This is a genomic window from Alteromonas sp. 38 (genome assembly GCF_902506055.1).
In the GTDB taxonomy this organism is placed as follows: domain Bacteria; phylum Pseudomonadota; class Gammaproteobacteria; order Enterobacterales; family Alteromonadaceae; genus Alteromonas; species Alteromonas lipotrueae.
Genome location: NZ_LR733300.1, coordinates 88,114 through 110,873 on the forward strand (window position 1 = coordinate 88,114; position 22,760 = coordinate 110,873).

At 45.8% G+C, this 22,760-nt stretch carries 18 protein-coding genes and 1 riboswitch; of the genes, 5 read left to right on the forward strand and 13 right to left on the reverse strand.

Features of this window, described 5'->3' with window-relative positions:
- Positions 1-87: 87 nt before the first annotated feature.
- Positions 88-201, reverse strand: a riboswitch (TPP riboswitch).
- A 364-nt stretch (positions 202-565) separates the two neighbouring features.
- From FLAVO9R_RS00390 to FLAVO9R_RS00435, 10 genes are all read right to left on the reverse strand, one after another.
- On the reverse strand, positions 566-2,881 hold the full coding sequence (locus FLAVO9R_RS00390) for a TonB-dependent receptor (RefSeq protein WP_159527941.1): 2,316 nt from the start codon (positions 2,879-2,881) through the stop codon (positions 566-568).
- A 400-nt stretch (positions 2,882-3,281) separates the two neighbouring features.
- Positions 3,282-4,283 (reverse strand): TIGR03842 family LLM class F420-dependent oxidoreductase, encoded by a 1,002-nt coding sequence (locus FLAVO9R_RS00395; RefSeq protein ID WP_013786089.1) that lies wholly within the window; start codon positions 4,281-4,283, stop codon positions 3,282-3,284.
- Positions 4,284-4,398: 115 nt separating this feature from the next.
- Positions 4,399-5,079, reverse strand: coding sequence for an NADPH-dependent F420 reductase (gene npdG, locus FLAVO9R_RS00400; protein ID WP_126872683.1), 681 nt, complete (start codon positions 5,077-5,079; stop codon positions 4,399-4,401).
- Positions 5,076-5,858, reverse strand: a complete 783-nt coding sequence (gene cofE, locus FLAVO9R_RS00405) for a coenzyme F420-0:L-glutamate ligase (protein ID WP_159527942.1) — start codon at positions 5,856-5,858, stop codon at positions 5,076-5,078. The genes npdG and cofE overlap by 4 nt, the downstream gene beginning before the upstream one ends.
- Positions 5,859-5,868: 10 nt before the next feature.
- Positions 5,869-6,480, reverse strand: a complete 612-nt coding sequence (gene cofC / locus FLAVO9R_RS00410) for a 2-phospho-L-lactate guanylyltransferase (protein WP_159527943.1) — start codon at positions 6,478-6,480, stop codon at positions 5,869-5,871.
- Positions 6,473-7,429: a 2-phospho-L-lactate transferase gene (cofD, locus tag FLAVO9R_RS00415; protein ID WP_159527944.1), complete on the reverse strand. Its 957-nt coding sequence runs from the start codon at positions 7,427-7,429 to the stop codon at positions 6,473-6,475. The genes cofC and cofD overlap by 8 nt, the downstream gene beginning before the upstream one ends.
- Positions 7,426-8,775, reverse strand: coding sequence for a 5-amino-6-(D-ribitylamino)uracil--L-tyrosine 4-hydroxyphenyl transferase CofH (gene cofH, locus FLAVO9R_RS00420; protein ID WP_159527945.1), 1,350 nt, complete (start codon positions 8,773-8,775; stop codon positions 7,426-7,428). Before cofH ends, cofD begins: the two co-directional genes overlap by 4 nt.
- A complete protein-coding gene (cofG, locus tag FLAVO9R_RS00425; RefSeq protein ID WP_159527946.1) occupies positions 8,768-9,925 on the reverse strand; it encodes a 7,8-didemethyl-8-hydroxy-5-deazariboflavin synthase CofG in 1,158 nt (385 codons plus the stop codon). Before cofG ends, cofH begins: the two co-directional genes overlap by 8 nt.
- Positions 9,926-10,254: 329 nt before the next feature.
- Positions 10,255-10,884, reverse strand: a complete 630-nt coding sequence (locus FLAVO9R_RS00430; RefSeq protein WP_126872678.1) for a TetR family transcriptional regulator C-terminal domain-containing protein — start codon at positions 10,882-10,884, stop codon at positions 10,255-10,257.
- 135 nt (positions 10,885-11,019) lie between these two features.
- Positions 11,020-11,949 (reverse strand): LysR family transcriptional regulator, encoded by a 930-nt coding sequence (locus FLAVO9R_RS00435; protein ID WP_159527947.1) that lies wholly within the window; start codon positions 11,947-11,949, stop codon positions 11,020-11,022.
- A gap of 102 nt (positions 11,950-12,051) precedes the next feature.
- Between FLAVO9R_RS00435 and FLAVO9R_RS00440 the strand changes: the two genes are divergently transcribed.
- The 5 genes from FLAVO9R_RS00440 to hydA all read left to right on the forward strand — a co-directional run bounded on the left by FLAVO9R_RS00440 (position 12,052) and on the right by hydA (position 19,557).
- The gene (locus FLAVO9R_RS00440) at positions 12,052-13,380 is read left to right on the forward strand and encodes an aspartate aminotransferase family protein (protein WP_013786080.1); all 1,329 of its coding nucleotides are present in this window, start codon (positions 12,052-12,054) and stop codon (positions 13,378-13,380) included.
- A gap of 44 nt (positions 13,381-13,424) precedes the next feature.
- Positions 13,425-14,924, forward strand: a complete 1,500-nt coding sequence (locus tag FLAVO9R_RS00445) for a CoA-acylating methylmalonate-semialdehyde dehydrogenase (RefSeq protein ID WP_159527948.1) — start codon at positions 13,425-13,427, stop codon at positions 14,922-14,924.
- Between the two features lie 410 nt (positions 14,925-15,334).
- Complete coding sequence (locus tag FLAVO9R_RS00450) at positions 15,335-16,609, forward strand: Zn-dependent hydrolase (RefSeq protein ID WP_159527949.1); 1,275 nt, start codon at positions 15,335-15,337, stop codon at positions 16,607-16,609.
- Positions 16,606-18,081: an NCS1 family nucleobase:cation symporter-1 gene (locus tag FLAVO9R_RS00455; RefSeq protein ID WP_159527950.1), complete on the forward strand. Its 1,476-nt coding sequence runs from the start codon at positions 16,606-16,608 to the stop codon at positions 18,079-18,081. Before FLAVO9R_RS00450 ends, FLAVO9R_RS00455 begins: the two co-directional genes overlap by 4 nt.
- 24 nt (positions 18,082-18,105) lie before the next feature.
- The gene (hydA, locus tag FLAVO9R_RS00460) at positions 18,106-19,557 is read left to right on the forward strand and encodes a dihydropyrimidinase (protein ID WP_159527951.1); all 1,452 of its coding nucleotides are present in this window, start codon (positions 18,106-18,108) and stop codon (positions 19,555-19,557) included.
- A 96-nt stretch (positions 19,558-19,653) separates the two neighbouring features.
- Here hydA and FLAVO9R_RS00465 read toward each other — a convergent pair whose 3' ends face one another.
- The 3 genes from FLAVO9R_RS00465 to FLAVO9R_RS00475 are packed head-to-tail and all read right to left on the reverse strand — an operon-like array spanning position 19,654 to position 22,748.
- Positions 19,654-20,826, reverse strand: coding sequence for a heme biosynthesis HemY N-terminal domain-containing protein (locus FLAVO9R_RS00465; protein ID WP_159527952.1), 1,173 nt, complete (start codon positions 20,824-20,826; stop codon positions 19,654-19,656).
- The gene (locus FLAVO9R_RS00470) at positions 20,823-22,016 is read right to left on the reverse strand and encodes a uroporphyrinogen-III C-methyltransferase (RefSeq protein ID WP_159527953.1); all 1,194 of its coding nucleotides are present in this window, start codon (positions 22,014-22,016) and stop codon (positions 20,823-20,825) included. Before FLAVO9R_RS00470 ends, FLAVO9R_RS00465 begins: the two co-directional genes overlap by 4 nt.
- Positions 22,017-22,748 (reverse strand): uroporphyrinogen-III synthase, encoded by a 732-nt coding sequence (locus FLAVO9R_RS00475; protein WP_159527954.1) that lies wholly within the window; start codon positions 22,746-22,748, stop codon positions 22,017-22,019.
- Between the last annotated feature and the right edge of the window lie 12 nt (positions 22,749-22,760).

The following is a 22,760-nucleotide window of genomic DNA, read 5'->3' on the forward strand; positions in this document are numbered from 1 at the left end:
GAAGCATGACCGGTATTGCAGGCAAAATCCCGAAGGATAAAGTCATGCCATACAACAAGGCTTAACTTTTACCATTTACAACTTACCACTTTGTACTTTCTTGTTCCCTTCGCAGGTATTAGCCTGATCAGGTTCAACGGATCCCGCTTTCGCGGTCTCAGCTCACTGGGTTAATTCAGTTGAGCACTCCGACAAGTAACTGTAATCAGTATAAAGCGAAAGAAAATAAAATTACAAGCCCTGAGGGGGCACGAAAGCGAACTCACCTTAGAAACACGGCGTGAACCCATCCATGGGGCCTCTCTACAGCATCCAAGCTGTAGAAGGTTTTTAAGGAGAACACGCTTTGCTTACTCAAGGGGAATTTCGGCGAGAGAAGTGAGGGAAGCACGGCGTGAACCCATCCCTGGGGCCTCTCTACAGCATCCATGCTGCGGGAGTGGCTAAGTGTGATTAAATTAAATTCATGTGAAGCAAAGATAAAAAAACCCCTAAACGGGGTTTTTACTTACAGGATGTTTGTTGAGCGGTGCTGTATCTTTAACCGCAGCTAGCCTTTTACTAATTAGAAATTACGTCTTACCGTTATGCCGTAAGTGCGTGGTTTTGCGTAAGAGATTTGCGAAGTACCGTAGAAGCCTGATACGTCGAAACCAATTAATTCGTGGTCTGAATCAGTAAGGTTATCTACGTAAGCGGCTACACTCCATAAATCTTCTTTGTCAGTCCAGGTAATGCGTGCATCGGCTTTAAAGTGACTTTCAATGGTATGCGCAGTAAAGTTACGGGCATTATGGAAAGACTCTGACTGGTACGAGCCACTAATAAGCGCTGCAACACTGCCGCTGTCTATATCCCATGTGTAGCGTACTAAACCTGATGATTGCCACTCAGGTGTGTAAGGGGGCGTGGTGTCTACAAATACGCCTGAAGCTACTTCTAAATCTTCTACCACAGCATCGGTGTAAGACACGCCGAACATGATGTCTAGTGCATCAATAGGGTTTAATAGTAGCTCAACTTCAGCACCAGTAAATTGCGCATCTTCGTTGAACACTACGCCAGCATTATTTACCCACGAAAACGACTGATAATCAGAGTAATCATAGTAGAAAATACTACTGTTTAACTGGGCTTTACCGTCCATAAGGGTTAGCTTTGCGCCCGCTTCATAGGCAAGAAGTACTTCGGCGTCGTAGGTGCTAAAACTACCGCCTAAAGGCGCATTGAAGTTACCTGCTTTTACGCCTCGGTTAATACCAGCATATAAAAGCGTATCTGCGTTTGGTTTATAATCTAACTGTAGCTTTGCAGACCACATGGTCTCATCATTATCCATGGCTACATCTACCAATGGATCAATGCCGTAATCTACTTCAATATCACGGTCGACCAAGTTGGCGTTTTGACGCAATTGGCCGTCCATCGACTTATTTTCACGCACTAAACGTAAACCCGATACCAGCACGAGTTCGTCGGTTAAATCGTAGTCAATTTGACCGAATACAGAGTAGGAGTCGGTATCAATGGTGGCTAACGTGTTTTGCTCTTCACCAGCTAAATAACCGCCCGTTGGGCTTGCGGCTAGGCCTTGCAGGTAGTCGGTTTCAATGCTTAAGTAATAAAAGCCCGCTACCCATTTGCTATTCATGGTATTGCCGCTTACGCGCAGCTCTTCACTGAACTGAGTAATGTCGCCATCTGATTGGAAAATCAGTTCTGGTGAGGCGGTTTGATCTGAATCTAGGCCGATAACACGGGTAAAGTTTTTCCAGTCGGTCACCGAGGTAAAGGTGAAGTCGTCAAAATCATATTCATAGGTTGCTGCTAGGCCGCGTGACTTAATTTTGTTTTGATCTTCAAAGGCGAAGTCTTTATTTACTTTTTCACCGCTACCATCAGGGTCGATATTACCGTTAAAATCGCCGCCTTGAACTGGGCGCAACGGATCGCCGTTAAAGTTTCCGTCTACACACGCGCCAGCTTGAATAGTGTCACAGCCTAGTGGATCGTCAGCGGCGTAAATAACATCAATAACATTACCAGCAGCGTCTTTAACTTCTGTGGTATTAACTACTTGATAAGGGCCTTCACTTTTGGTGGTATCTGCCCAATTTGCACTAACCAAAAGGTTAGAATTAGCGCTTAAGTCGAAGTTTAACTGTGCACGAAATGCTTTGGTATCGTCGTTATAACCGTCTTCGCCGCCGCCAATACTTCCGGCGCGGGTGTCGGGGGCCGCTTCATCTTCGTACACGTTCTCAAGGATGTTGCCCATATGGTTCGCCATCACAGAGATACGGCCCGATACTTTATCGCTTAATGCGCCAGATACCGCCCCTTCAAAGCGTTTTTGTTCGAAGCTAGCGAAAGTAAGTTCAGCGTAACCTTCCACTTCTTCAGTAGGTTTCGCTGTAATGGTATTTACCATGCCGCCAGTGGCGTTACGGCCAAAAAGGGTGCCCTGTGGGCCTTTTAATATTTCAACACGGGCTATATCGAATAAACCGAATGTTTGCGCTTGTGTACTGGCTAAGTACCCGCCGTCTACGTATACCGCCACAGGTGCTTCAGCAATGTCGGCGTAATCGTTTTGTACAACACCACGAATGTTAAAGATGGCACGTTGACCACCAATATCACCGGCTAGGGATACACCCGGCGTAAATGCAATAAGATCAGTGCTGCTTTCAAAACCTAGTGACTCCATCTGCTCGCCACTAAATGCCGTTACCGCAATACTTACGTCGTTTATGTATTGCTCACGCTTTTGCGAAGTAACCGTAATTTTTTCAAGTACCACCGAATCTGCTGCTGCAGTGTATGAAGATTGAAGTGCTAATCCTATTGCTAAAGCGCACAGCGTTTGTTTCGATTTCATGATGTGTTCCCTTCTTGTTGTTGTTACATCTACAAACTACATAGAAGTATTTTTTTGTTTTTTATTTGATTAACTTTTGTTCTAACGAAACTAAAGGGGTTTTACCAAGGGGTAAATATTCATGTGTCGAAGTCATGTTTCATGTTTATGAAACTAAGTGGCACTTACTTTCCTAAGTTTACAATATATTAACAATGTGATGATGTTGGTGAAATTGGCTGGTTAGTGGTTAAGTATATAATATATATAGGTAAAACTTGATTTTTGGGAAGTTGAAACTGATTTAGGGTAAAGGGTTTATTGATATGGGTATAAGGAAACGCGATAGCGTAGGACAGAGTTTCGCGCAAATTAAATGACAATAATTTACGTGAAACTCGCCCTTGGCTAGTCATCAAATTTAGCGGAAGGCAGGGATAACTTCTTTGCCGTAACGGGTGATAATATTTTCTTCATCACCGTTGTCTAAATAGATATTAAATTGCGTGGTTCCGGCATTTTTAAGCGCCTGAATTTTAGTAATGTGATCTTCAGCTTCACCTAATACACAGAAGCTTTTTACGATGTCGTCGGTAATAAAGTCTAGGTAAGGGTTATCGCTTTGACCATGTTTTGAATAATCGTAGCCACGACGTTGTTCTATATAATCGGTTAAGCTTTTTGGTACTAAGCCTGAATCTGTACCGTATTTTTCTACAATATCAGCCACGTGATTACCTACCATGGCAGGGAACCATTTGGTTTTTTCAATACAGGTTTCCATGTCACCAAAGTAAGCAGGTGCAGCAGCTTGAACTTTGAAGTCGCTCATGTCGCGTTCTACTTTGTTGCCTGCATCTTGGCACTGTTGGCCAAACCATTGCACTAAATCTGGGTCGCCGATTTGAAGAATAACACCATCGCCATGCTCGCCAGCTACAGCTAGGGCTTTCGGGCCATAAGCGCCCACCCAAACTGGCAGTTCATAGCCTGTAGCCCAAGGGAATTTAACCGGCTTTTCGCATTCGCCGTACATCACCTCTTCACCGCGCACCATAGCTTTCACTTTGTGAGTAAATTCGGTTAAGCGGGCCAGGTTAGCAGGCTTTTTACCCATTACGCGCATGGAAGAATCGCCACGGCCTAAACCAATGTCGAAACGACCATTACTTTGCAACGCCAAGCTGGCATACAAGCTTGCCGCTACCGACCAGTCACGTACGTTAGGGTTAGTCACACACGGGCCAAAGCGCATTTTGGTGGTGTGCTCCATACACATAGCCATTGCTACGAATGACTCGCGCCAAAGAATGTGTGAATCGTAAAACCAGCAATAATCGAAACCGGCTTCTTCGGCCATTTTTACTAATTTACGGGCACGATCTGGGCTAACAAAACCTTTAAACGTAATACCAAATTCCATGTGTTCTTCCTCTGCTTTTTCTATTTTGTTTAATGCGTGTCTTTACTTAATTTTCTTTGCTTAATTTATTTGGCAGCTAATCACTAGCTGCTTACCTTGTTTTTACGTAGCCGTTTTAATGATCGGGTGGGCAGATACGAATACCTGCATGGCTAAATGGCACTGCTTTGGATATGTTTAAGCGAATCAAAATGGGGGTGATGGCTTCAATACAGCGGGCACTTTCTGCTAGGCCAGCGTTGTAACTTTGAACACCTAAGTTATCTAGCAATGCTATGACTTTATTTTTGGCTTCAAGCTGATTACCGCATACCAAAATGTCGCAGTTAATGCTTTGCTCAAGGTTATTGAGGGTGACAGCAGATACATTATGTAGCGCGCCTACCACGGCATAGTCATCGCCTAACAATGCTTGGGCAGATTCTGTGGCAGAGCCTTCTGGCGGCATGGCAACCGCTTTGGGGTTGTTCTCTGCCAGCGGTACAACAATATCGATAACGATTTTGTCGCGAAGCAATGGACGGATTGCATCTAAGGTCGCGTGATGCGCAGCCCAAGGAACTGAAATAATAACGAATTCATCCGCTGCCGATGTGGCTGCAATAGTATCTGTGCCACTGATGGTACCCGTAGTGGCTGTACTTGCCGCTGCAATAGATTCTTGTAATGCTTGGGCTTTTTCTGCCGCCCGTTCACCATCTCGTGAACCAATAACGACGTCTATTCCCGCTAGGGCGAAGCGTTTCGCTAGCCCCGAACCTTGCGGGCCAGTGCCGCCTAAAATAGCAATCTTCATGCAAATAAATCCTCTTGGGTTGGTCTTAACAGGTCTGAGGCTTTACTGTCTGGGTTACTTTCCCATTCAAGCCCTTTGAATAAAATAACGGGGCACTTACCTTGTTTGCTCATCAGCAAGCCAGAGGCTGCGGCAAGTTCATCGGCAAGGGCAGGCGCTGTAACCTTTAGGGGGCGACCCCAAGCATCACATTCACCATAAAGTGGGTTTAATGCGGGCACATTCGCTACGCCAATGGCCACATTGGTTTGGCCTAATCGCCAAGGGCGGCCAAAGGTATCACTTATCACCACGCCAATACTGTGGGCTGGTGCGCCATAGTATTTGCATAGACTTTCAGCAATTTCTCGCGCACTAGCGTCGGGATCTTTGGGGAGTAAAATTAACTCGCCTGGGTTATCGGTGTTCGACTCATCAACCGCTGCGTTAGCACTAATATGACCTAAACGATGTTCGGTAAGAATAATGCCTTCGTTAGCGCCAGGGTGTTTATGCACTTTTACCAAGCGGGTAGATTCAGATAAAATAACCGTAACTTTGCGAGGGTCTTTATTCACCTTTTCAGCCACGTCTATGGCCTCTTGCGTTGGGGTAATATCGTCAACATGGCAAACCGCGCCTTCGGCCTTCGATATGATTTTCTGGGCAATAACCAATACATCGCCTTCACATAAAACCTGTCGCTGTGCGGTAAGCTTCTCAATTATCAAGCCCACAAGATTGTCGCCTTCGCGGATATCCGGTAAGCCTTCAATAGTATTGATGGTAAGTGCTTGCATACTTTCTACCTCAAGCAATCAAAGAGTCGACAACGTCATCCACGTGCCGAAGGTCGTCTGGATGGTCGATGTCTTGACTCAAGTATTTAGGCTGAACCGTCACGCACTTTAGGCCTTTTTCCATGGCCGCCTGATGATGTTTATAAGACGATGATTTACCGAAAGCAAAATCAATAGCGTTAGGCGGAGTAGTGCATAGTGCATTCGTGCCGCCATCATAGGCATTGCCTATAACCACAGAAGTATCGCCATAGGCTAGTGAGGTAATTGACGTTAGTTCGGTTGCATCCAACCGAGCGATATCAGCAGGCAAAATAAGCTGGTGGGTAAAGCCGTGAGACATACTCCACTCAGTGGCTTGGGCAAGCGCAGTATTTAAATTACTGCCTTTTTGCTCGAATATGACCTTACAACCCAAGCTGGTGGCTAAATCGGCGATATAAAGTGACGGCGTTACTACCAGTTTCTGCCACTGTGGAAATGAGCCGTTTAACGACATAACGGTTTTCTTAAACAGTTTGATTGCTAGGGCTTTACGCACACTAGCAGGTAAATGCGGTGACAATCGCTGCTTACTAAACGCGGGGTCTTTCATTGGAATAACAACGCATAGTTTATGCACAAGGCACCTCCAGTTGATAAGCGGTGGCCGCCGAAATTACCTCTTCCATCAGGGTGACTTTGTCTTGGTCTGATTTCATTAGGGTTGAAGTGCAATGTGCGTGTAAGCCGAAGCTTTCGATGGTGTCTATGTCGCCATCATCTTGATTATCAATAACTAATACATCGCATAAGCTTTGATAAAATTCTGCAATGCCTTTGTTGCCAGGCGTATAGCTCATTTGCTGTAATAGTTTTTCCGCTGGGCCCTTAATTGCTTTCCCAGCTATAAGCGGCGATACCGCAATTTTCGTGGCTTCACTTGCTGCTAGTGCATCGCGAATTTGTGGTATAGCAAGCATAGGTGCAATACTGAGCAACGGGTTGCTAGGGGCAAAAACAATGATGTCTGCAGCTTCTATGGCGGCTAATACTTCCGGTGTGGCAGAGGCGAATTCTGCACCTTTGTACGCTATATCAGTTACATCAGCTTCGCAGCGTTGATGTACAAAGTAAGTTTGAAAGTCTACCCAGCCGTTTTCGGTCTTGAGTCGGGTTTGCAGGTTGTCGTCTGTAGCAGGTAGCAAAGGTACGGTAATACCTAATCGGGTAGTGATTTGGCGCGTAATTGCCGTCATGCTAGTGCCTTCAGCCCGCTTAGCACTTCTGAAAATATGGGTGGCAATATCCATGTCGCCCAAATGCATCCACGTGCTAGATCCAAACTGAGCAAGTCGCGACAATATGCGGCAGCTGTCGTTTTTAAGCCCCCAGCCCGTTACCGGATTCACTTCATTCGCCAACGTGTAGGTGAGCGTGTCTAGGTCAGGCGACACCCATAAATTATGAAACTCGTCGTCATCACCCACATTGCCAATAATGGTTAGGTTATTTTTGTAGTCTGATTGATACAGGCCCTTTGCGGCTTTTGCACCGCCTACGCCGCCTGCGAATAACACTATGTTCTTCATGCGCTTACCTTCACCGGAATGTGAGATGCTGCGTTAAATGGACTAATGGCTGGCTTGGCAGTTTTAGATACTGGATTGGCAACTTCTGAACCCACAAGCGCCTCTTGGTGAGCTGGCTTTTTGTCTCGGCCGTAGGGGGTAACTACGTGGTACAAGGTATTGCGCTGATGGGCGTTTAGCCCCGCACGCTGAATAAAGTTCACCATATCCCTAGGGACAATTTCCTGGCCATGGCTAGCGCCTGCTGCACGAGAAATGCTCTCATTCATTAGCGTACCGCCTAAGTCGTTAGCGCCTGCGCGTAGCACTTTTGACGCCATATCTGGGCCCATTTTTACCCAAGAGGCTTGAATGTTATCGATATAGCCTTGTAACACTAACCGAGCAATGGCGTGCATTTTGAAATGCTCATCGGCAGTAGGGCCGGTTCTTACTTCGCTAGGGTTATTTTTATAAAGGGGGCTGTCATTATGAATAAAACCTAAGGGAACAAATTCGGTAAAGCCGCCAGTACGCGCTTGCATGTCACGTAATAAAATAAGATGAGCGGCCCAGTGCGATGGCCCGTCTATATGACCATACATAATGGTGGATGTGGTTGATAAGCCAACGTTATGCGCAGTTTCGATGATTTTAAGCCAGTTTTCGGTGCTGAGTTTATTTTTAGTTAGCTTGCGTCTTACTTCGGTGTCTAGAATTTCAGCAGCCGTACCTGGCATAGAAGCCAAGCCACGCTGTTTTAAGTCGGTTAATAATTCTGTATAGCTTTTGCGGCCTTTCATAGCGCCGTACCAAATCTCAAAGGGCGAATAGGCATGAATATGAATATCGGGTACGGTAGATGACACCGTATCAAGTAAATCACCGTAAAAACTGGCAGGTAAGTCAGGGTGCAAACCACCTTGAACACAAATTTCTGTTGCGCCACGAGCGTGGGCCTCTTTGGCTCTTGCTGCCACTTGATGAGGGGCTAAAAACTCTGCATCGCCAGCGTTTTTATTCACCCCAAAATTACAAAACTGACAGCCCATATGGCACACGTTGGTAAAGTTAATATTACGAGTTATCACAAAAGATGCATCATTGCCGGTGCGCAGTTCACGCACAATGTCAGCGGTATGCAACAAGGCATCTGTTTCCGTTCCTTGGCAGTAAAACAAGGCTTCTGCTTCTTCGTGATTAAGCATTTTGCCTTCTAAAGCCCGTTGTAAAATATGCGCAATAGCAGGGCGAAGTTGGCTTAGCTTATTTTGAATAGGCGTATCGCTGTACGGTAAGGCGAAGTCGCTCGCTGGGGTTAGTTCGCAAGGTGAAACCGAGGTGATATTTTGCAGTATGTTACCCATGAGCAACTCCTTGAAAAGTGGTGTTATCAATACATTGCTCTACGGCAAGGCCGTCGCTGCGCCAAGCTGGCATAGCTTGATGCAACGCTTTGGTAACGTAACGTTCGCCAGCTTGTAGGTACTTTGGATATACCGTTAAACGCTCTTGCAATGCATAGCCTTGTTGCTCGCATGCAGTGGCTAATTCTGTAATTTGCGGCCAGCTACGTTCAGGGTTAATAAAATCTTTCGTTAACGGTGAAATACCGCCCCAATCGTTAATGCCTGCGGCTATGTAATAAGGGTATTCTTGGGCGAGGTTAGGCGGCGCTTGCAGTGAAATAGCCGGGTCCAAAATTAACCGTGCCATGGCCAATGTGCGGCACATATCATCTAGGGTAGGCTCTGGCGCATTTGCCATGGCTGTACCGGCTTTCGCGCGAAAATTCTGAATAATGACTTCTTGAATATGGCCGTATTTTTGGAACAGGGTGTTTATCGCTATTAAGCTATCAACACGTTCTTCCCACGTTTCACCAATGCCAATAAGAATGCCGGTGGTGAAGGGAATATCTAGCTTTCCTGCGTCTTCCAAAGTCTTTAGCCTAATACCCGGTATTTTGTCTGGACAGGCATAATGAGCTTGGCCCTTTTTCATCAAACGGTCGCTGGTGCATTCGAGCATCATACCCATGCTGCCGCTTACGTTTTTCAACTGTTTTAGCTCGTTAAAGGTTAACGTTCCCGCATTCACATGGGGGATCATCAAGCTTTTATCCAGCACCATTTCACATACTTCGGTAAGGTAATCCACCATGCTGGTATGACCCAATGTTGCCAACCAATCTTTCGCGTAGCGATAACGCTTTTCGGGTTTTTCACCCAAGCTAAACAAGGCTTCTTTACACCCTTGCGCCTGACCTTTTAGCACGGAAGCTAACACCTGACTTGGGTTTAAGATATTGGCTTGCCCCGAATCTGGATGTTTTACAAACGTGCAATAACCACAGGTATCCCTACACATGTTTGTAAGTGGAATAAATATCTTTCGTGAGTACGTGAGGGTATTAGGCCAGTGCGTATCGCGAACGCCTGCTGCTTGTTCGCAAAGTGCATCTAGCTGTGCACCTGTAGCATGTTCAAGGGCAATGGCGTGTTGGCGCGATAGCATAATGGGCGTCTCCTGCAAGTAAGGTTAATGCACTAAATATTCAATTTAGGCTGTTGCTTTTTTAATCTTTATCATGGTTTTTACCAAATGGTAAAGAAAATATTTACAGGTTTTTTTGGTGCGAAGTGTGTCTCAAAATAGAGCAAGTTGGGTGCGCTAGTAGGGTGTTGGGTAGGTTTTATTGCTCGGCTTAATTTTGTTAAAGATTATATATAACAATGGTTTAATTTGATTTATTGCTGGTGGTAAAATAAGGGGAGTAGAAAGTGAAAGGCGCGCCTTTTCGATGAAGCGCGCCAGAAAAATAGGGATAAATTAATTTTTATGCACTAGTGTTGTGCATCTAGGGCACTTAAAACGAAATTGCATAAAAATTCAGTGGCCTCGTTAAAATCATCTTGTTCTAAAGACGGCTTGCCTAACAGTAATTGAATTTGCGTTGAGAAGTCGGCATAGGTTTGCGTGGCAGCCCATATGGTAAAAAACAGATGCTTAGGATCGACGGGGCGAATATGGCCAGCGGCTATCCAGCGCTCAATAATTTTTACGTCTCGTTCAAACGCAGGCTTTAAATTTTCTATCAAATAGGTTTTCAGTACCGGTGCGCCGTTAATGATTTCATGGGCGAATACTTTTGACCCATTGGGATAATCACGAGATAACTCGATTTTCTGCTGAATGTACTGACGAATGGTGCTGGCTGGTGAAGCCTCTGGGTCGTCGTTGAACTGCATTTTCTCAAGCCATAAATCAATCATGTTTTCTAGTACGGCTTGGTACAACTTATCTTTGCCTGGAAAGTAATACAAAATGAGCTGTTTAGAGATACCGGCTTGTTGCGCCACTGCATCCATTGAAGAGCCAGCAAACCCTTTTTGTGCAAATACCTCTTCTGCGGCGCGTAGAATTCCGGCCTCTGTTTTTGCACGATTGGCCTGCGTCTTTGTAGGTTTTGTCATTTTTATTTCCTGTTACCGCTTCCATGTGACGTAGTATAAATTTGCCACTTGTTCTTATTGTTCGTTCTCTTTACTGCTTACCTAAGCATTGAAAGCACAACGCTTGAATGTCATAAAGTCAGTGTAATCGCTATGCTAAATAGCAATTGGTTCTTCCTTCCCATGTTCCTTAGCAAGGGCTTCTAAAAATAACTCAACCAAACGGGTGGGCTTAGGTGACTTACGATAGATGGCCGCGAATTCACAATGATAGGCGAAATTATTAGGTTCGATAGCGCGCATCTGGCCTTTTTTTACGAAAGATTCCGCATAATGATCAGGCAAGAAGCCTAAATAACAGCCCGAAGAAATCAGTGTGGCAATGCCCTCCTGATCGTTCGCTACCGCCATTTTGTTGAGCCCTAGGGACATACTTTTATCCATATTTGGGCTGTGAAAGCTTAGTCCCGCATACTTAGCTTCACATATTTCTTCTCGAGGAATGTTGCCAAGCTCAATGTAGAAAGGGTGTTTTCTTCCGCAGTACAGATGCATTTGCTCACCAAACAAGGGTAGGTAATTTAGGCTTGAAGAGGAACGATGGGTAGGAATAATGCCAATATGATAGCGCCCATCCAATATGCCTTGCTCAATGGTATTAACCGGCACCACATGAATTTCTACATTCACATTAGGCGCCTGTTGCTGATAAGTGTAAATGGCTTCATTCACCTTGCACGCATCGTTCGACACGGTTTTATCGAACATGGCTACTACCACATTGCCCTGCAAATGTCGGTGCATGTCGTTAACTTCATTTCTAAAGTCTTGTAGGGACAGCAGTAAGCGTTGAGTCGATTCATAAATTCGCTTTCCTTCTTCGGTAAGCGAAAAGCCCCCGCGGCCTCGATGACAAAGCACCATACCCAACCGAGTTTCTAAATCTTTTAAATGTCGGCTAATGGTAGAACGCCCAATATTGAGTTCTAGCTCGGCAGCAGAAAGGCCGCCAGCCTGCGCCACCACTATGAATACTCTCAATAAGCGAATGTCTGTGTCTGATAGGTTTCCAAGAATTGCGCGCATAGTTTCATGTTTATGAAAGTAAGATTTGAATATTTATAATTTATCGAACTTATGAGGCTGGGTAAAGTAGACCAAGTGAACAAATATCATAGGAAAACAATTATGACCCAGTGGGCCTCCAAGCTATCACAATCGCAAATGGATGCGTTGTGGATGCCTTACACTGCAAATCGCCAGTTTAAAGCATCGCCTAAAATGATTACCGGTGCACAAGGCAATTACCTCATTGATGACAATGGTCGCAAAATCTTTGATGGATTATCTGGGTTATGGACATGCGGCGCAGGGCATAACCGCCCTGAAATTGCCGAAGCAGTCGCGAAACAGCTAACAACGCTAGATTACGCGCCCGCCTTTCAGTACGGCCACAATTTGGCATTTGAACTCGCTGACAGACTAGCCAACATGGCGCCGGCCGACATCAATAAAGTCTTTTTCACCAATTCTGGTTCTGAAGCGGCTGATACATCAACCAAGATTGCTCGTGCCTATTGGCGCCAGCAAGGTCAGCCTACCAAAACCCGTATTATTGGTCGCGCGAAAGGCTATCACGGTGCAAGTTGGGGCGGCATTAGCTTTGGCGGCATTGGTGCAAACCGAAAAATGTGGGGGCCAGCGATGGAGTCTGATCACCTTTCACATACCTTGCTGCCGAATAATCAATTCTGCAAAGGCGCACCGAACTATGGTGAAGAGCTTGCTGATGAGCTTATCGAAATGGTGGCATTACACGATGCGTCGAACATTGCGGCAGTAATTGTTGAGCCAATGAGTGGTTCTGCTGGGGTTATCGTTCCACCAAAAGCCTACTTACGCCGCTTACGCGAACTGTGTAACCAGCACGATATTTTACTTATTTTCGATGAAGTGATTACCGGCTTTGGCCGCACAGGTAGCTTATTTGGCGCCGATGCGTTTGATGTAGTACCCGATATGATTAACGTGGCCAAGCAGATCACCAATGGCGCAGTTCCTATGGGCGCGGTATTGGCTCGCGAATTTATCTACGACACTGTGATTAACGCAGGCGGTGCCGACTACAACATTGAATTACCACACGGTTACACCTATTCAGGCCACCCTGTTGCTTGCGCTGCAGCCATGGCTGCTCTTGATATTCTAGAACAAGAAAAGCTTGTTAGCCGGGTTGCCGAACTTAGTCCGTATTTTGAAGAGGCCGTGCATAGCTTAAAAGGCATGCCATTCGTGAGTGATATTCGAAACTTCGGATTTGCTGCAGGGTTTAGCATTGAAAGCTACCCAGGCGAACCGGCAAGGCGCCCGTATGAAATCGCTGACGCCATGTGGAAGAAAGGGTTTTACGTACGCTACGGCGGCGACACTATTCAGTTAGGCCTTCCGTTTACCACCGAAAAAGCGGAAATCGACACCTTAATTAACGCGATGCAAGACACCTTAATGGGCAAGTAAGCCTTTACCGTCTTGGTCCACTTACGCAAAAAAGAGATACAGATATGACTTCATTGGTAGGACACTTCATTCATGGCGAACACGTAGCGCCGCAAGATGGAAATTTGATTGATATTCACAATCCTTCTACTGGCGCGGTGTGCGGCCAAGTAGAAATGGCTTCATCGGCATTAGTACAAAAGGCGATAGATTCAGCAAAAGCGGCTTATCCAGCATGGCGTGCCACGCCACCAGCAAAGCGTGCACAGGTTATGTTTCGCTTAAAAGTATTGCTAGAGCAGCACAGCGACAAAATTTGTGAACTGATTAGTGAAGAGCACGGCAAAGTGCTACACGATGCGAAAGGTGAGTTGCAGCGCGGTATTGAAAACGTTGAGTTTGCTTGTGGCATGCCTCAATTGCTGAAAGGTGAGCACAGCAAAGACGTGGGCCCAGGCATTGACGCGTGGAGTGAATTCCAGCCCCTAGGTGTAGTGACAGGTATTACGCCATTTAACTTTCCGGCCATGGTGCCTTTATGGATGTGGCCCAGCGCTATCATGTGTGGCAACACCTTTGTGTTAAAGCCATCTGAAAAAGACCCATCTAGCGCTTTATACATTGCAGCGCTTGCGGCTGAAGCAGGCTTGCCGCCGGGTGTGCTAAACGTTGTAAACGGCGACAAAGCTGCTGTAGATCAACTGCTTGAAGACCCAACGATTCAAGCGGTAAGTTTTGTAGGTTCAACACCTGTTGCCGAAGCTATTTATCAAAAAGCCAGTGCTAACGGTAAGCGTTGCCAAGCCTTAGGTGGCGCGAAAAACCACGCCATTGTTATGCCAGATGCGGATGTAGATAACGTTGTTAATGCGCTAATGGGCGCTGCGTTTGGCTCATGCGGCGAACGCTGTATGGCGTTATCGGTAGTGCTGGCAGTAGGTGATGAAATGGGCGATACCCTGCGTGATAGGCTATCAGCACAAATCGAAACCTTAAAAGTGGGGGCGGGTAACGACAACAGCAATGACATGGGGCCGTTAATCAGTGCTCAACATTTCGATACTGTAAGTGGATTCATCGACTCCGGTATTAGCCAAGAAGCGGATTTAGTCAGCGATGGTAGAAAGCTTAGTGTAGAAGGTTTTGAAGAAGGCTATTTCTTAGGAGCTACCTTGTTCGACAAGGTAAAACCTCACATGGAAATTTACCAAAAAGAGATTTTTGGCCCTGTACTTGTGATGCTACGTGTACCTGATATGCAAACCGCACTTGAGCTAATTAACGAGCACGAATACGGCAATGGTACCTGTATATTCACCCGTGATGGTGAAGCCGCGCGTTTCTTTATCGATCAGGTTCAAGTGGGCATGGTGGGTGTGAACGTACCGTTACCCGTGCCTGTGTCTTACCACAGCTTTGGTGGTTGGAAGCGCTCATTGTTTGGCGATTTACATGCCTACGGGCCGGACTCTGTGCGTTTCTACACGCGTAGAAAAGCCATTACACAACGCTGGCCTTCAACTAATTTGCGTGAAGGCAGTCAATTTTCTTTCCCAAGCAATTAATCATAAAGCTAGCGTTTAAAAAGTTAACGTGTAAGCCAATGAAGTTCGCAAATCAGCGAACTTCGTTGGCCATTAAAAACCGGTGCAACGGCCTCTGGCATAAATGTTGAAAGTCCAAAATATAAGAATTTACCATTCGGTCAATTTTTATCGTGTTATCGGCATTAACTATGCGCATAAAAAAAGAACAGCGCATTAGACAAAAGAATAATCACGCCCTTTGCTTTAGGCGTCTCAGCAATAGTAGCGATACATAATAATGAGTGAACAATCAGTACAAAATCAGAGAGAAATTATATTTACCGTTTGGTAAATAAATTTATCAAGGTTGCACTCTTATAGTACGTTCGCTGAGCTAACTTGGGGCAAAGTGTTAATAGGAATAACCTTCCACCTGCGAGGACAAAACAATGGATAAGCTTAGAATTAACGGTCAAAGATTATGGGACAGCCTGATGGAAATGGGCGAGATTGGCGGCACTGAAAAAGGCGGATGTAACCGCTTGGCCGGCACAGATCTAGACAAGCAAGCTAGAGACTTGTTTTGCGCATGGTGTGAAGCCACCGGTTGTGAAATTAAAGTAGATAAGTTCGGTAATATTTTTGCTAAACGCCCAGGTATTAATAACGAACTACCTTCCGTGGCTACCGGAAGCCACTTAGATACCCAGCCTACCGGCGGTAAGTTCGACGGCGTATTCGGTGTATTGTCAGGTGTTGAAGTACTTCGCACCCTACATGAAAATAATATTACTACCCCAACCCCCATTGAAGTTAGTGTGTGGACCAACGAAGAAGGCTCACGCTTTCAGCCTGCCATGCAAGGTTCTGGCGTATATGTAGGCCGTTTTGATTTACAACAAGAACTAGATAAAACCGACGTGAACGGTTTACGTTTAGGCGACGAATTAGCTCGCATAGGCTACTTGGGTGAAGAAGAGTTAGGTAGCCGTAACATAGGCGCCTTTTTTGAAGCCCATATTGAGCAAGGCCCAATATTAGAAGATGAAGAAAAGCGCATTGGTGTAGTACGTTTAGGCCAAGGTATTCGTTGGTACAACGTAGAAATACAAGGCCAGGAGTCTCATTCTGGCACCACGCCAATGCACTTACGCAAAGATGCCATGGTTGCCACAGGCAAAATTGTAGCGGAAATCGAATCGCTAGCTAACCGTTATGACAACGGCTTGGGCACCGTAGGTTTTATGCAGGTTTATCCAAATTCACGTAATACTATTCCTGGAAACGTGAAATTCAGCGCCGATTTACGTAATCCTAACCCCGACGTGTTGGCTACCATGCATGAAGAGTTCGTGGCCTACTGCAACTCGGTAGCCAAAGAGCGTAATTTAGAGATTACCGTGGATAACTTCTGGTACTTTGCGCCGGTCGAATTCAACGCTTCCGACGATGTGAAAGCCGCCACTGAAAACTTAGGGTATTCACACATGGATATCTACGCGGGCGCAGGTCACGATGCGTGTTATATGGCCGACCTGGTTCCTGCGGGCATGATTTTCACGCCTTGTGAAAATGGTATTAGCCACAACGAAATTGAATACTCTAGCCCTGAGCAATGTGAAGATGGCGCAAATGTGTTGCTTCATACCATGTTAACCGCCAGCAAGCGTATTGCTGAAGCCGCTGGTGCCCCTGTTACTGAAGACGAGGGAGCAAGCGTATGAGTTCAGAAATCAGTGAGGTCACCCTTAGTAAATCGGTGACCGAGAGCGACTATTTTAACGAAGACCTTGCACCTACTAATCTTTCTGAGCGTACGTGGGGTACAGGAAACATAGCGGCACTATGGGTAGGTATGGCGGTGTGCGTTCCTACCTACACCCTTGGCGGCGTGCTTACCAGCTACTTTGGTTTGTCGGTAATGGAAGCCTTGTTCACTATTTTGTTAGCAAACATAGTGGTGCTTATTCCTCTTACGTTAAATGCCTTTCCAGGGACTAAGTTTGGTATTCCCTTTCCGGTGGTACTTCGTTCATCGTTTGGTGTGGTGGGCTCTAACATTCCCTGCCTAATACGGGGTTTTGTAGCCTGCGGCTGGTTTGGAATTCAAACCATGTTTGGCGGCCTTGCCATACATCTGTTTTTATCATCGGTATCAGACGGCTGGGCTCAGCTTGGCGGCTTAGGAGAAGTAATAGGCTTTTTTGCTTTTGGTGCGTTAAATGTCTTTATCGTAATTAAAGGGTCAGAGTCGATTAAATGGTTAGAAACCCTAGCTGCCCCGTTGCTCCTTATTGTAGGTGCAGGGCTTATTTGGTGGGCGAGTGATAAAGTATCGGTTACTGAGGTTTTAGCCACACCCGCAAGTCGCCCTGAAGATGCAGGCTTTTTCAGCTATTTCTTCGCCGGACTCACTGCCATGGTAGGTTTTTGGGCAACACTGTCGTTAAATATTCCTGATTTCAGTCGTTATGCTAAAAGCCAAAAAGCCCAAGTGACTGGGCAAATCATAGGCTTACCCCTCACCATGTTTATGTTTGCTGCCTTAGGGGTATTACTGACCTCTGCGTCAGTGACCTTAGTTGGTGAAACCGTATCCGACCCGGTAACGCTTATTGGTCATATTGATAGCCCGTTTTTTGTGGCAATCGCCATGCTACTTATTATTGTGGCTACCTTATCTACTAACACGGCCGCTAACGTAGTATCTCCCACCAACGATTTTCAAAACATAGCACCAAAATATATTAACCATACCCGCGGCGTTTTATTAACTGGCTTAGTCGGTGTGTTATTGATGAGTTGGGAGCTTTTAAAGAAGGCCGGCATTATAGAGTCTGACGTTAGTGTAGAAAGCCTGTACTCAAATTGGTTGCTGGGTTATTCAAGCTTACTGGGCCCTATTGCGGGCATAATGATTGTTGATTATTTCCTGATTAGAAAACAAGAGCTAGATGTAGCCGCGCTGTACACCAGCAGTGCCGCTTACCCGAAAGTGAATTGGGCTGGTTTTGTCGCTTTCTTAATTCCAGTTGGCATCACATTGTTAGCCATTACTGCAGATGTATTCACATGGTTTTATAACTATGGATGGTTTACCGGTTCTATTTCTGGCGCCATCATTTATTACTTTGCGGCGGGCAAGCTAGTTAACACCGTGAACACAAATGTTGGTGAGCTAGCAAAAGCCTCTTAAATTTACGCGAAACAGGACACGAAAATGGCCATATTATTACGCGGTGGTACCGTAGTTACCCACGAAATGACTTACAAAGCCGATGTACTTTGCGAAGACGGCAAAATTACTAAAATAGGCGAAGATCTTGCTGTAAATGAATCAGATGTAGAGATAGTCGATGTCTCTGAAAAGCTAATCATGCCCGGCGGCATCGACCCGCACACACACATGCAACTGCCATTTATGGGCACGGTAGCCGCCGATGACTTTGCCTCTGGCACAGCTGCCGCTCTAGCTGGTGGCACCACGACTATTATCGATTTCGTTATCCCAAGCCCAGGCCAGCCCTTGATGGAAGCCTATCAACAGTGGCGAGACTGGTCTGAAAAATCCATGTCTAACTACACCTTCCACGTGGCGATAACCTGGTGGGATGACAGTGTGCATAAAGACATGGAAACTCTGGCTACCGAATACGGCATTAATAGCTTTAAACATTTCATGGCGTACAAAAATGCCATCATGGCCACCGATGATATTTTAGTATCAAGCTTTACCCGTTGTATGGAATTAGGCGCTATTGCTACCGTGCATGCTGAAAACGGTGAACTGGTGTATCACTTACAACAACAATTGATGGAAAAAGGTATTACTGGGCCTGAAGCGCATCCGTTATCTCGCCCGCCCATGGTTGAAGGTGAAGCGGCTTACCGTGCCATTAGTATTGCTGAAACCCTAGGCGCACCTTTGTATTTAGTGCATTGCTCGGTGGAAGAGTCGGTTGATGCTATTCGTTATGCACAGCAGCGCGGGCACCACGTTTATGGTGAAGTGTTGGCTGGGCATTTAACGGTTGATGATAGCGTGTATCAAGATGTCAGCTGGGAGCGCGCAGCGGCCCACGTTATGAGCCCACCGTTTAGGCCTAAAAAGCATCAAGACGTATTATGGAAAGCCCTACAGTCGGGTACCCTACAAACTACCGCTACCGATCATTGCGCTTTTTGTAACGAACAAAAAGCAATGGGTAAAGACAACTTCACGCAAATTCCAAACGGCACCGCTGGGGTAGAAGAGCGCTTGGCGGTATTGTGGGAAAAAGGCGTGAATGGCGGCAAAATAACCCCTAACGAATTTGTAGCGGTAACGTCTACCAACGCAGCCAAAATCTTCAATATGTACCCCGCTAAAGGTGCGGTACGTGAAGGTTCCGATGCCGATTTAGTGATATGGGATCCGAAAGGCTCAAAGGTGATTTCAGCCGAAACCCACATGTCGAATATTGAAACCAATATTTTTGAAGGGATGGAAATTACCGGTGTACCTGTGATGACCATTTGTAATGGTAATATCGCGTGGCAAAACGGTGAGTTGTTAGCGAAGGCGGGCGATGGTAAATACGTTATGCGCCCCACGTATGCGAACTTTTATCAATCGCTTCAAAAGCGAAAAGCATTAGCGGAGCCTAAAGCGGTAGACCGCACCACCGCATAAAACAAAAAGGCCAGTTCTCATAAATGAAATGACTGGCCTTTCTTTTTACCTTTTCTTTTTACTCTCTCTTTCGGTCTAAAAGCTAACAGCGTAAAACTACACTAACTGCTGGCCTTCCTTGTAATATTGCAATGCCGTGGTGCTATCGTGTCTGCGCTCACTAATGGCTGATAGCAATAACAGATCATCTTTGTTCGATTCCATCTTCACTGCTTTTAACAACACTTTCTCGGCCAGAATATCGTCACCTGCGTTATATGCGACTCTTCCCAAGGTTGAATATAACGCTACATTTTCACTGTCTTGTTTAATCCAGCTTTCCAGCAACCGCAACGATGGCGCTGCGTTAGGTATATTCAACTGGGTAAAATACGGGAACAATACTGGGTGTGGTCCTTTCTTTTGCCATTCTACTAACAAAGTTTGCGCTTCAGCATGCATGCCTTGTTCAAGCAATTGTTGAATATAGGCCGCGCGATAAGCGTCGTCTTGCTTAATTTTACGCGGTAACCCTTCCCAGTGGGTTTTAAGCTCAGCAGCCCCATTTTTACTGGCAATTTCAGCTAGCTTGCCCTTGGCAATTCGCTGCGACCATAAGGTGTAATCTTCTTTCGGTAACGCCTTGCGCCAACCACTTAGCTTTTCTTGCAAGGTTTGCCATTGGCCTTGCTCTGCCATTATCGACGCTTTAAGTTGTATCACTTGTGGGTTGTTGGCTTTTTCTTCATCTAAGCTATCTAGCTTTTCAAGTGCGTCGGTATGCTTACCTTCAGAAACATCAATACGCGCCATCACGATAGTGGCAGCTACATTGGCACTGTCATACTCTGCTGCTTGTAGTAGAAAATAACGGGCTTTTTGCGGGTCGTTTTGGCTTTGTGCTACTTGTGCGGCAGCCAAGTAATTTACCCCTTCAAAATCACCATTAGTGGTTTGGCTAAGTGCCTTGTGAGCACTTTTTAGGTCGCCAGCTGCTAATGACTGTAAACCATGGTAAAAGGCACGCTTGCGTTTACGCTCACCTAATGCACCAAACCAGCGGTGAGACCCCGTTACCAAGCTTAATGTCCATAACACCAACTTAGAGATAATATACCAGCTGATAATGGCGCAAATAATGATAATGCAAAAACCAATTAGGCTGGTTTCTATCGCGGTATTACCTAATGAAATCAGCACGTAGCCTTTGTCGCCCAAAATCATGGGGCCAACAATAAGCGCAACAATAAATGCGGCCAGCACCGCAAGGGCAATGACTAACCATCTCATAATGCGCTAGCTCCCTGACTGAATGCTTGTTTTACACGGGATTCTAATAATTGCTCAAGCGGCTTTTGTGATGCCAACTGACTAGGGATGGGTTGTGAAATGTCAGTACTAATAAGATTATCAAGTGCTGAGATGAAACCCGTCACTTGGCTCTTTTCTACATCGTAATGCTCTTCAAGCATGGTTTTAGCGTAAACCAAAGATTGCTCATACAGGCCTGAGTCTGCTTTAAGCGCAGCTGATTGAGCATGCATTAATTGTAAGCGAAGCTGCTCTTTCACTAAAAATTGAGCTTGTAGAGACATGACAGGCTCAACAGGGCCTTCTAAACTTTTCACGGTTAAAAAACCATCAACAATGGAGTGCCATACTTTTGCAAGGTTCTCTTTCCAGTCGTCCGCCGATTCAGACAGTTCATTACTGTCAGCATTTGCGTCTACTGGTTTTTCAAAAGTATCTAACGGTAGTTTATCAATTTGCGCCAACATGCCAGTAAGGGCTAGGGCGACCGAACTTTGAGATACAGGGTTCATTTGTTGAAGCGTTTGAATGTCTTCGGCAAGTTTAGCGCGAACCGGTAATACAGAAGGGTCGGCTAGCGATTTCAATCGCTTGTCGGCGTTCACCAACAGTAAGGTGGCTGTGCGTACATCATTTTCTAACCACAGCTTTCTACCCGCCATGCGAACCAAATAATCCGCTTCAGCAATAAGCCAATCGGCAGGACGTTGACCTTCCATGCTGTTAAGTTGCTGTTGGGTTGCTTCTGCTTGTTGCACTAATGCACTGTTTTGTTGCTGCAAAGCATCAAGCGTATCTTTTAATTCATCGTTTTGCCTATTTAGCATACGCAATGCGTCTGCTGTCTGCTCACGATCGGAAAGCATATCGTTGAGTTGTGACGTGTTCGCCAGTTGGGCTTTAACCAGGGAATCGCTGCTACCTTGTTGTTGGGTGTAGTACCAATAACCAGCACCAATAATGCCGAGTACTAAAAGGAAAATAATAATAACCACAAACCACAGAAGCTTGGTTCCCGACGATTTTTTCGCTTTTTGTGGCGTGCCGTTAGATGAATCTTCAGGTGATAGGGTATCTCTACCTGATGCCGTGTTCGCTGATGTCGTACTAGATGATTCCACGCTTACCAATTCCCCGTTTTGAGGGTCCTTCTCATTCTTGTCAGACATTTAATACTCCCAATTTTCCTTTACCCAGGCAATTAATGCCTGATCGGTGGCGCGGTTGCACACCGAAACGCGTGCTATCCCAAGATTACGTAAACTCGTTGCAACTCGTTCACTTACCGTTAACCAGGGCAACGCTAATAATTGCATACTATGGCTAGAAATAAGCTGTTTTGCCATATTTTCGCTTGTAGCGATAATGCCGCTAACATCGCCAATTTTCCAGCTCTTTGTGTAAATTGGGTTTGTAAGTGGTTCTCTTTTATAGACGCAAAACTCAGTAACCGATATACCTCTCTCGCCTAAAACGTGAGAAAGCGTATCTCTACCACCTTCTCCTTTAATAATAACGACTTGTGTACAGTTTGCCTCATTAAGTTGCTGCATGACCAGTATACCTTCGGATGTATGTAGCGAAGGCGTAACAATTTTATAAGGTAAATTCGCGCTGCGTAGTGCGCTAGCGGTCGAATCACCTACCGCTATTAGCGTAGGAGGCACCGATAGAAATGAGGCGTGAGTGAGTGCATCGAGTGCTGCTGGCACGGCATAAATGCTGGTAACGATAATGTTACTGATGCTGGCCGAGCCCAACAGAAACTGTTGTAACTCGATTGCCTTATCAGGAATGCTTTGAATATCTGACGTAGCAACCCCTACGGCATCAATCCCCGCCTGCCCAAAAGCATCTGCACTAGCCTGTAATTTAGGACGCGGGCGAGTAATTAATAGCATAAATCAGCAACC

Bases quoted from the DNA above. Each gene is read 5' to 3' on its own strand.
- FLAVO9R_RS00445 (WP_159527948.1), top strand. From the start codon at position 13,425: ATGACTTCATTGGTAGGACACTTCATTCATGGCGAACACGTAGCGCCG.
- FLAVO9R_RS00435 (WP_159527947.1), bottom strand. From the start codon at position 11,949: ATGCGCGCAATTCTTGGAAACCTATCAGACACAGACATTCGCTTATTG.
- FLAVO9R_RS00455 (WP_159527950.1), top strand. From the start codon at position 16,606: ATGAGTTCAGAAATCAGTGAGGTCACCCTTAGTAAATCGGTGACCGAG.
- FLAVO9R_RS00440 (WP_013786080.1), top strand. From the start codon at position 12,052: ATGACCCAGTGGGCCTCCAAGCTATCACAATCGCAAATGGATGCGTTG.
- cofG (WP_159527946.1), bottom strand. From the start codon at position 9,925: ATGCTATCGCGCCAACACGCCATTGCCCTTGAACATGCTACAGGTGCA.
- hydA (WP_159527951.1), top strand. From the start codon at position 18,106: ATGGCCATATTATTACGCGGTGGTACCGTAGTTACCCACGAAATGACT.
- FLAVO9R_RS00470 (WP_159527953.1), bottom strand. From the start codon at position 22,016: ATGTCTGACAAGAATGAGAAGGACCCTCAAAACGGGGAATTGGTAAGC.
- FLAVO9R_RS00390 (WP_159527941.1), bottom strand. From the start codon at position 2,881: ATGAAATCGAAACAAACGCTGTGCGCTTTAGCAATAGGATTAGCACTT.
- FLAVO9R_RS00395 (WP_013786089.1), bottom strand. From the start codon at position 4,283: ATGGAATTTGGTATTACGTTTAAAGGTTTTGTTAGCCCAGATCGTGCC.
- FLAVO9R_RS00465 (WP_159527952.1), bottom strand. From the start codon at position 20,826: ATGAGATGGTTAGTCATTGCCCTTGCGGTGCTGGCCGCATTTATTGTT.
- npdG (WP_126872683.1), bottom strand. From the start codon at position 5,079: ATGAAGATTGCTATTTTAGGCGGCACTGGCCCGCAAGGTTCGGGGCTA.
- FLAVO9R_RS00475 (WP_159527954.1), bottom strand. From the start codon at position 22,748: ATGCTATTAATTACTCGCCCGCGTCCTAAATTACAGGCTAGTGCAGAT.
- cofD (WP_159527944.1), bottom strand. From the start codon at position 7,429: ATGAAGAACATAGTGTTATTCGCAGGCGGCGTAGGCGGTGCAAAAGCC.
- cofE (WP_159527942.1), bottom strand. From the start codon at position 5,858: ATGCAAGCACTTACCATCAATACTATTGAAGGCTTACCGGATATCCGC.
- FLAVO9R_RS00450 (WP_159527949.1), top strand. From the start codon at position 15,335: ATGGATAAGCTTAGAATTAACGGTCAAAGATTATGGGACAGCCTGATG.
- FLAVO9R_RS00430 (WP_126872678.1), bottom strand. From the start codon at position 10,884: ATGACAAAACCTACAAAGACGCAGGCCAATCGTGCAAAAACAGAGGCC.
- cofH (WP_159527945.1), bottom strand. From the start codon at position 8,775: ATGGGTAACATACTGCAAAATATCACCTCGGTTTCACCTTGCGAACTA.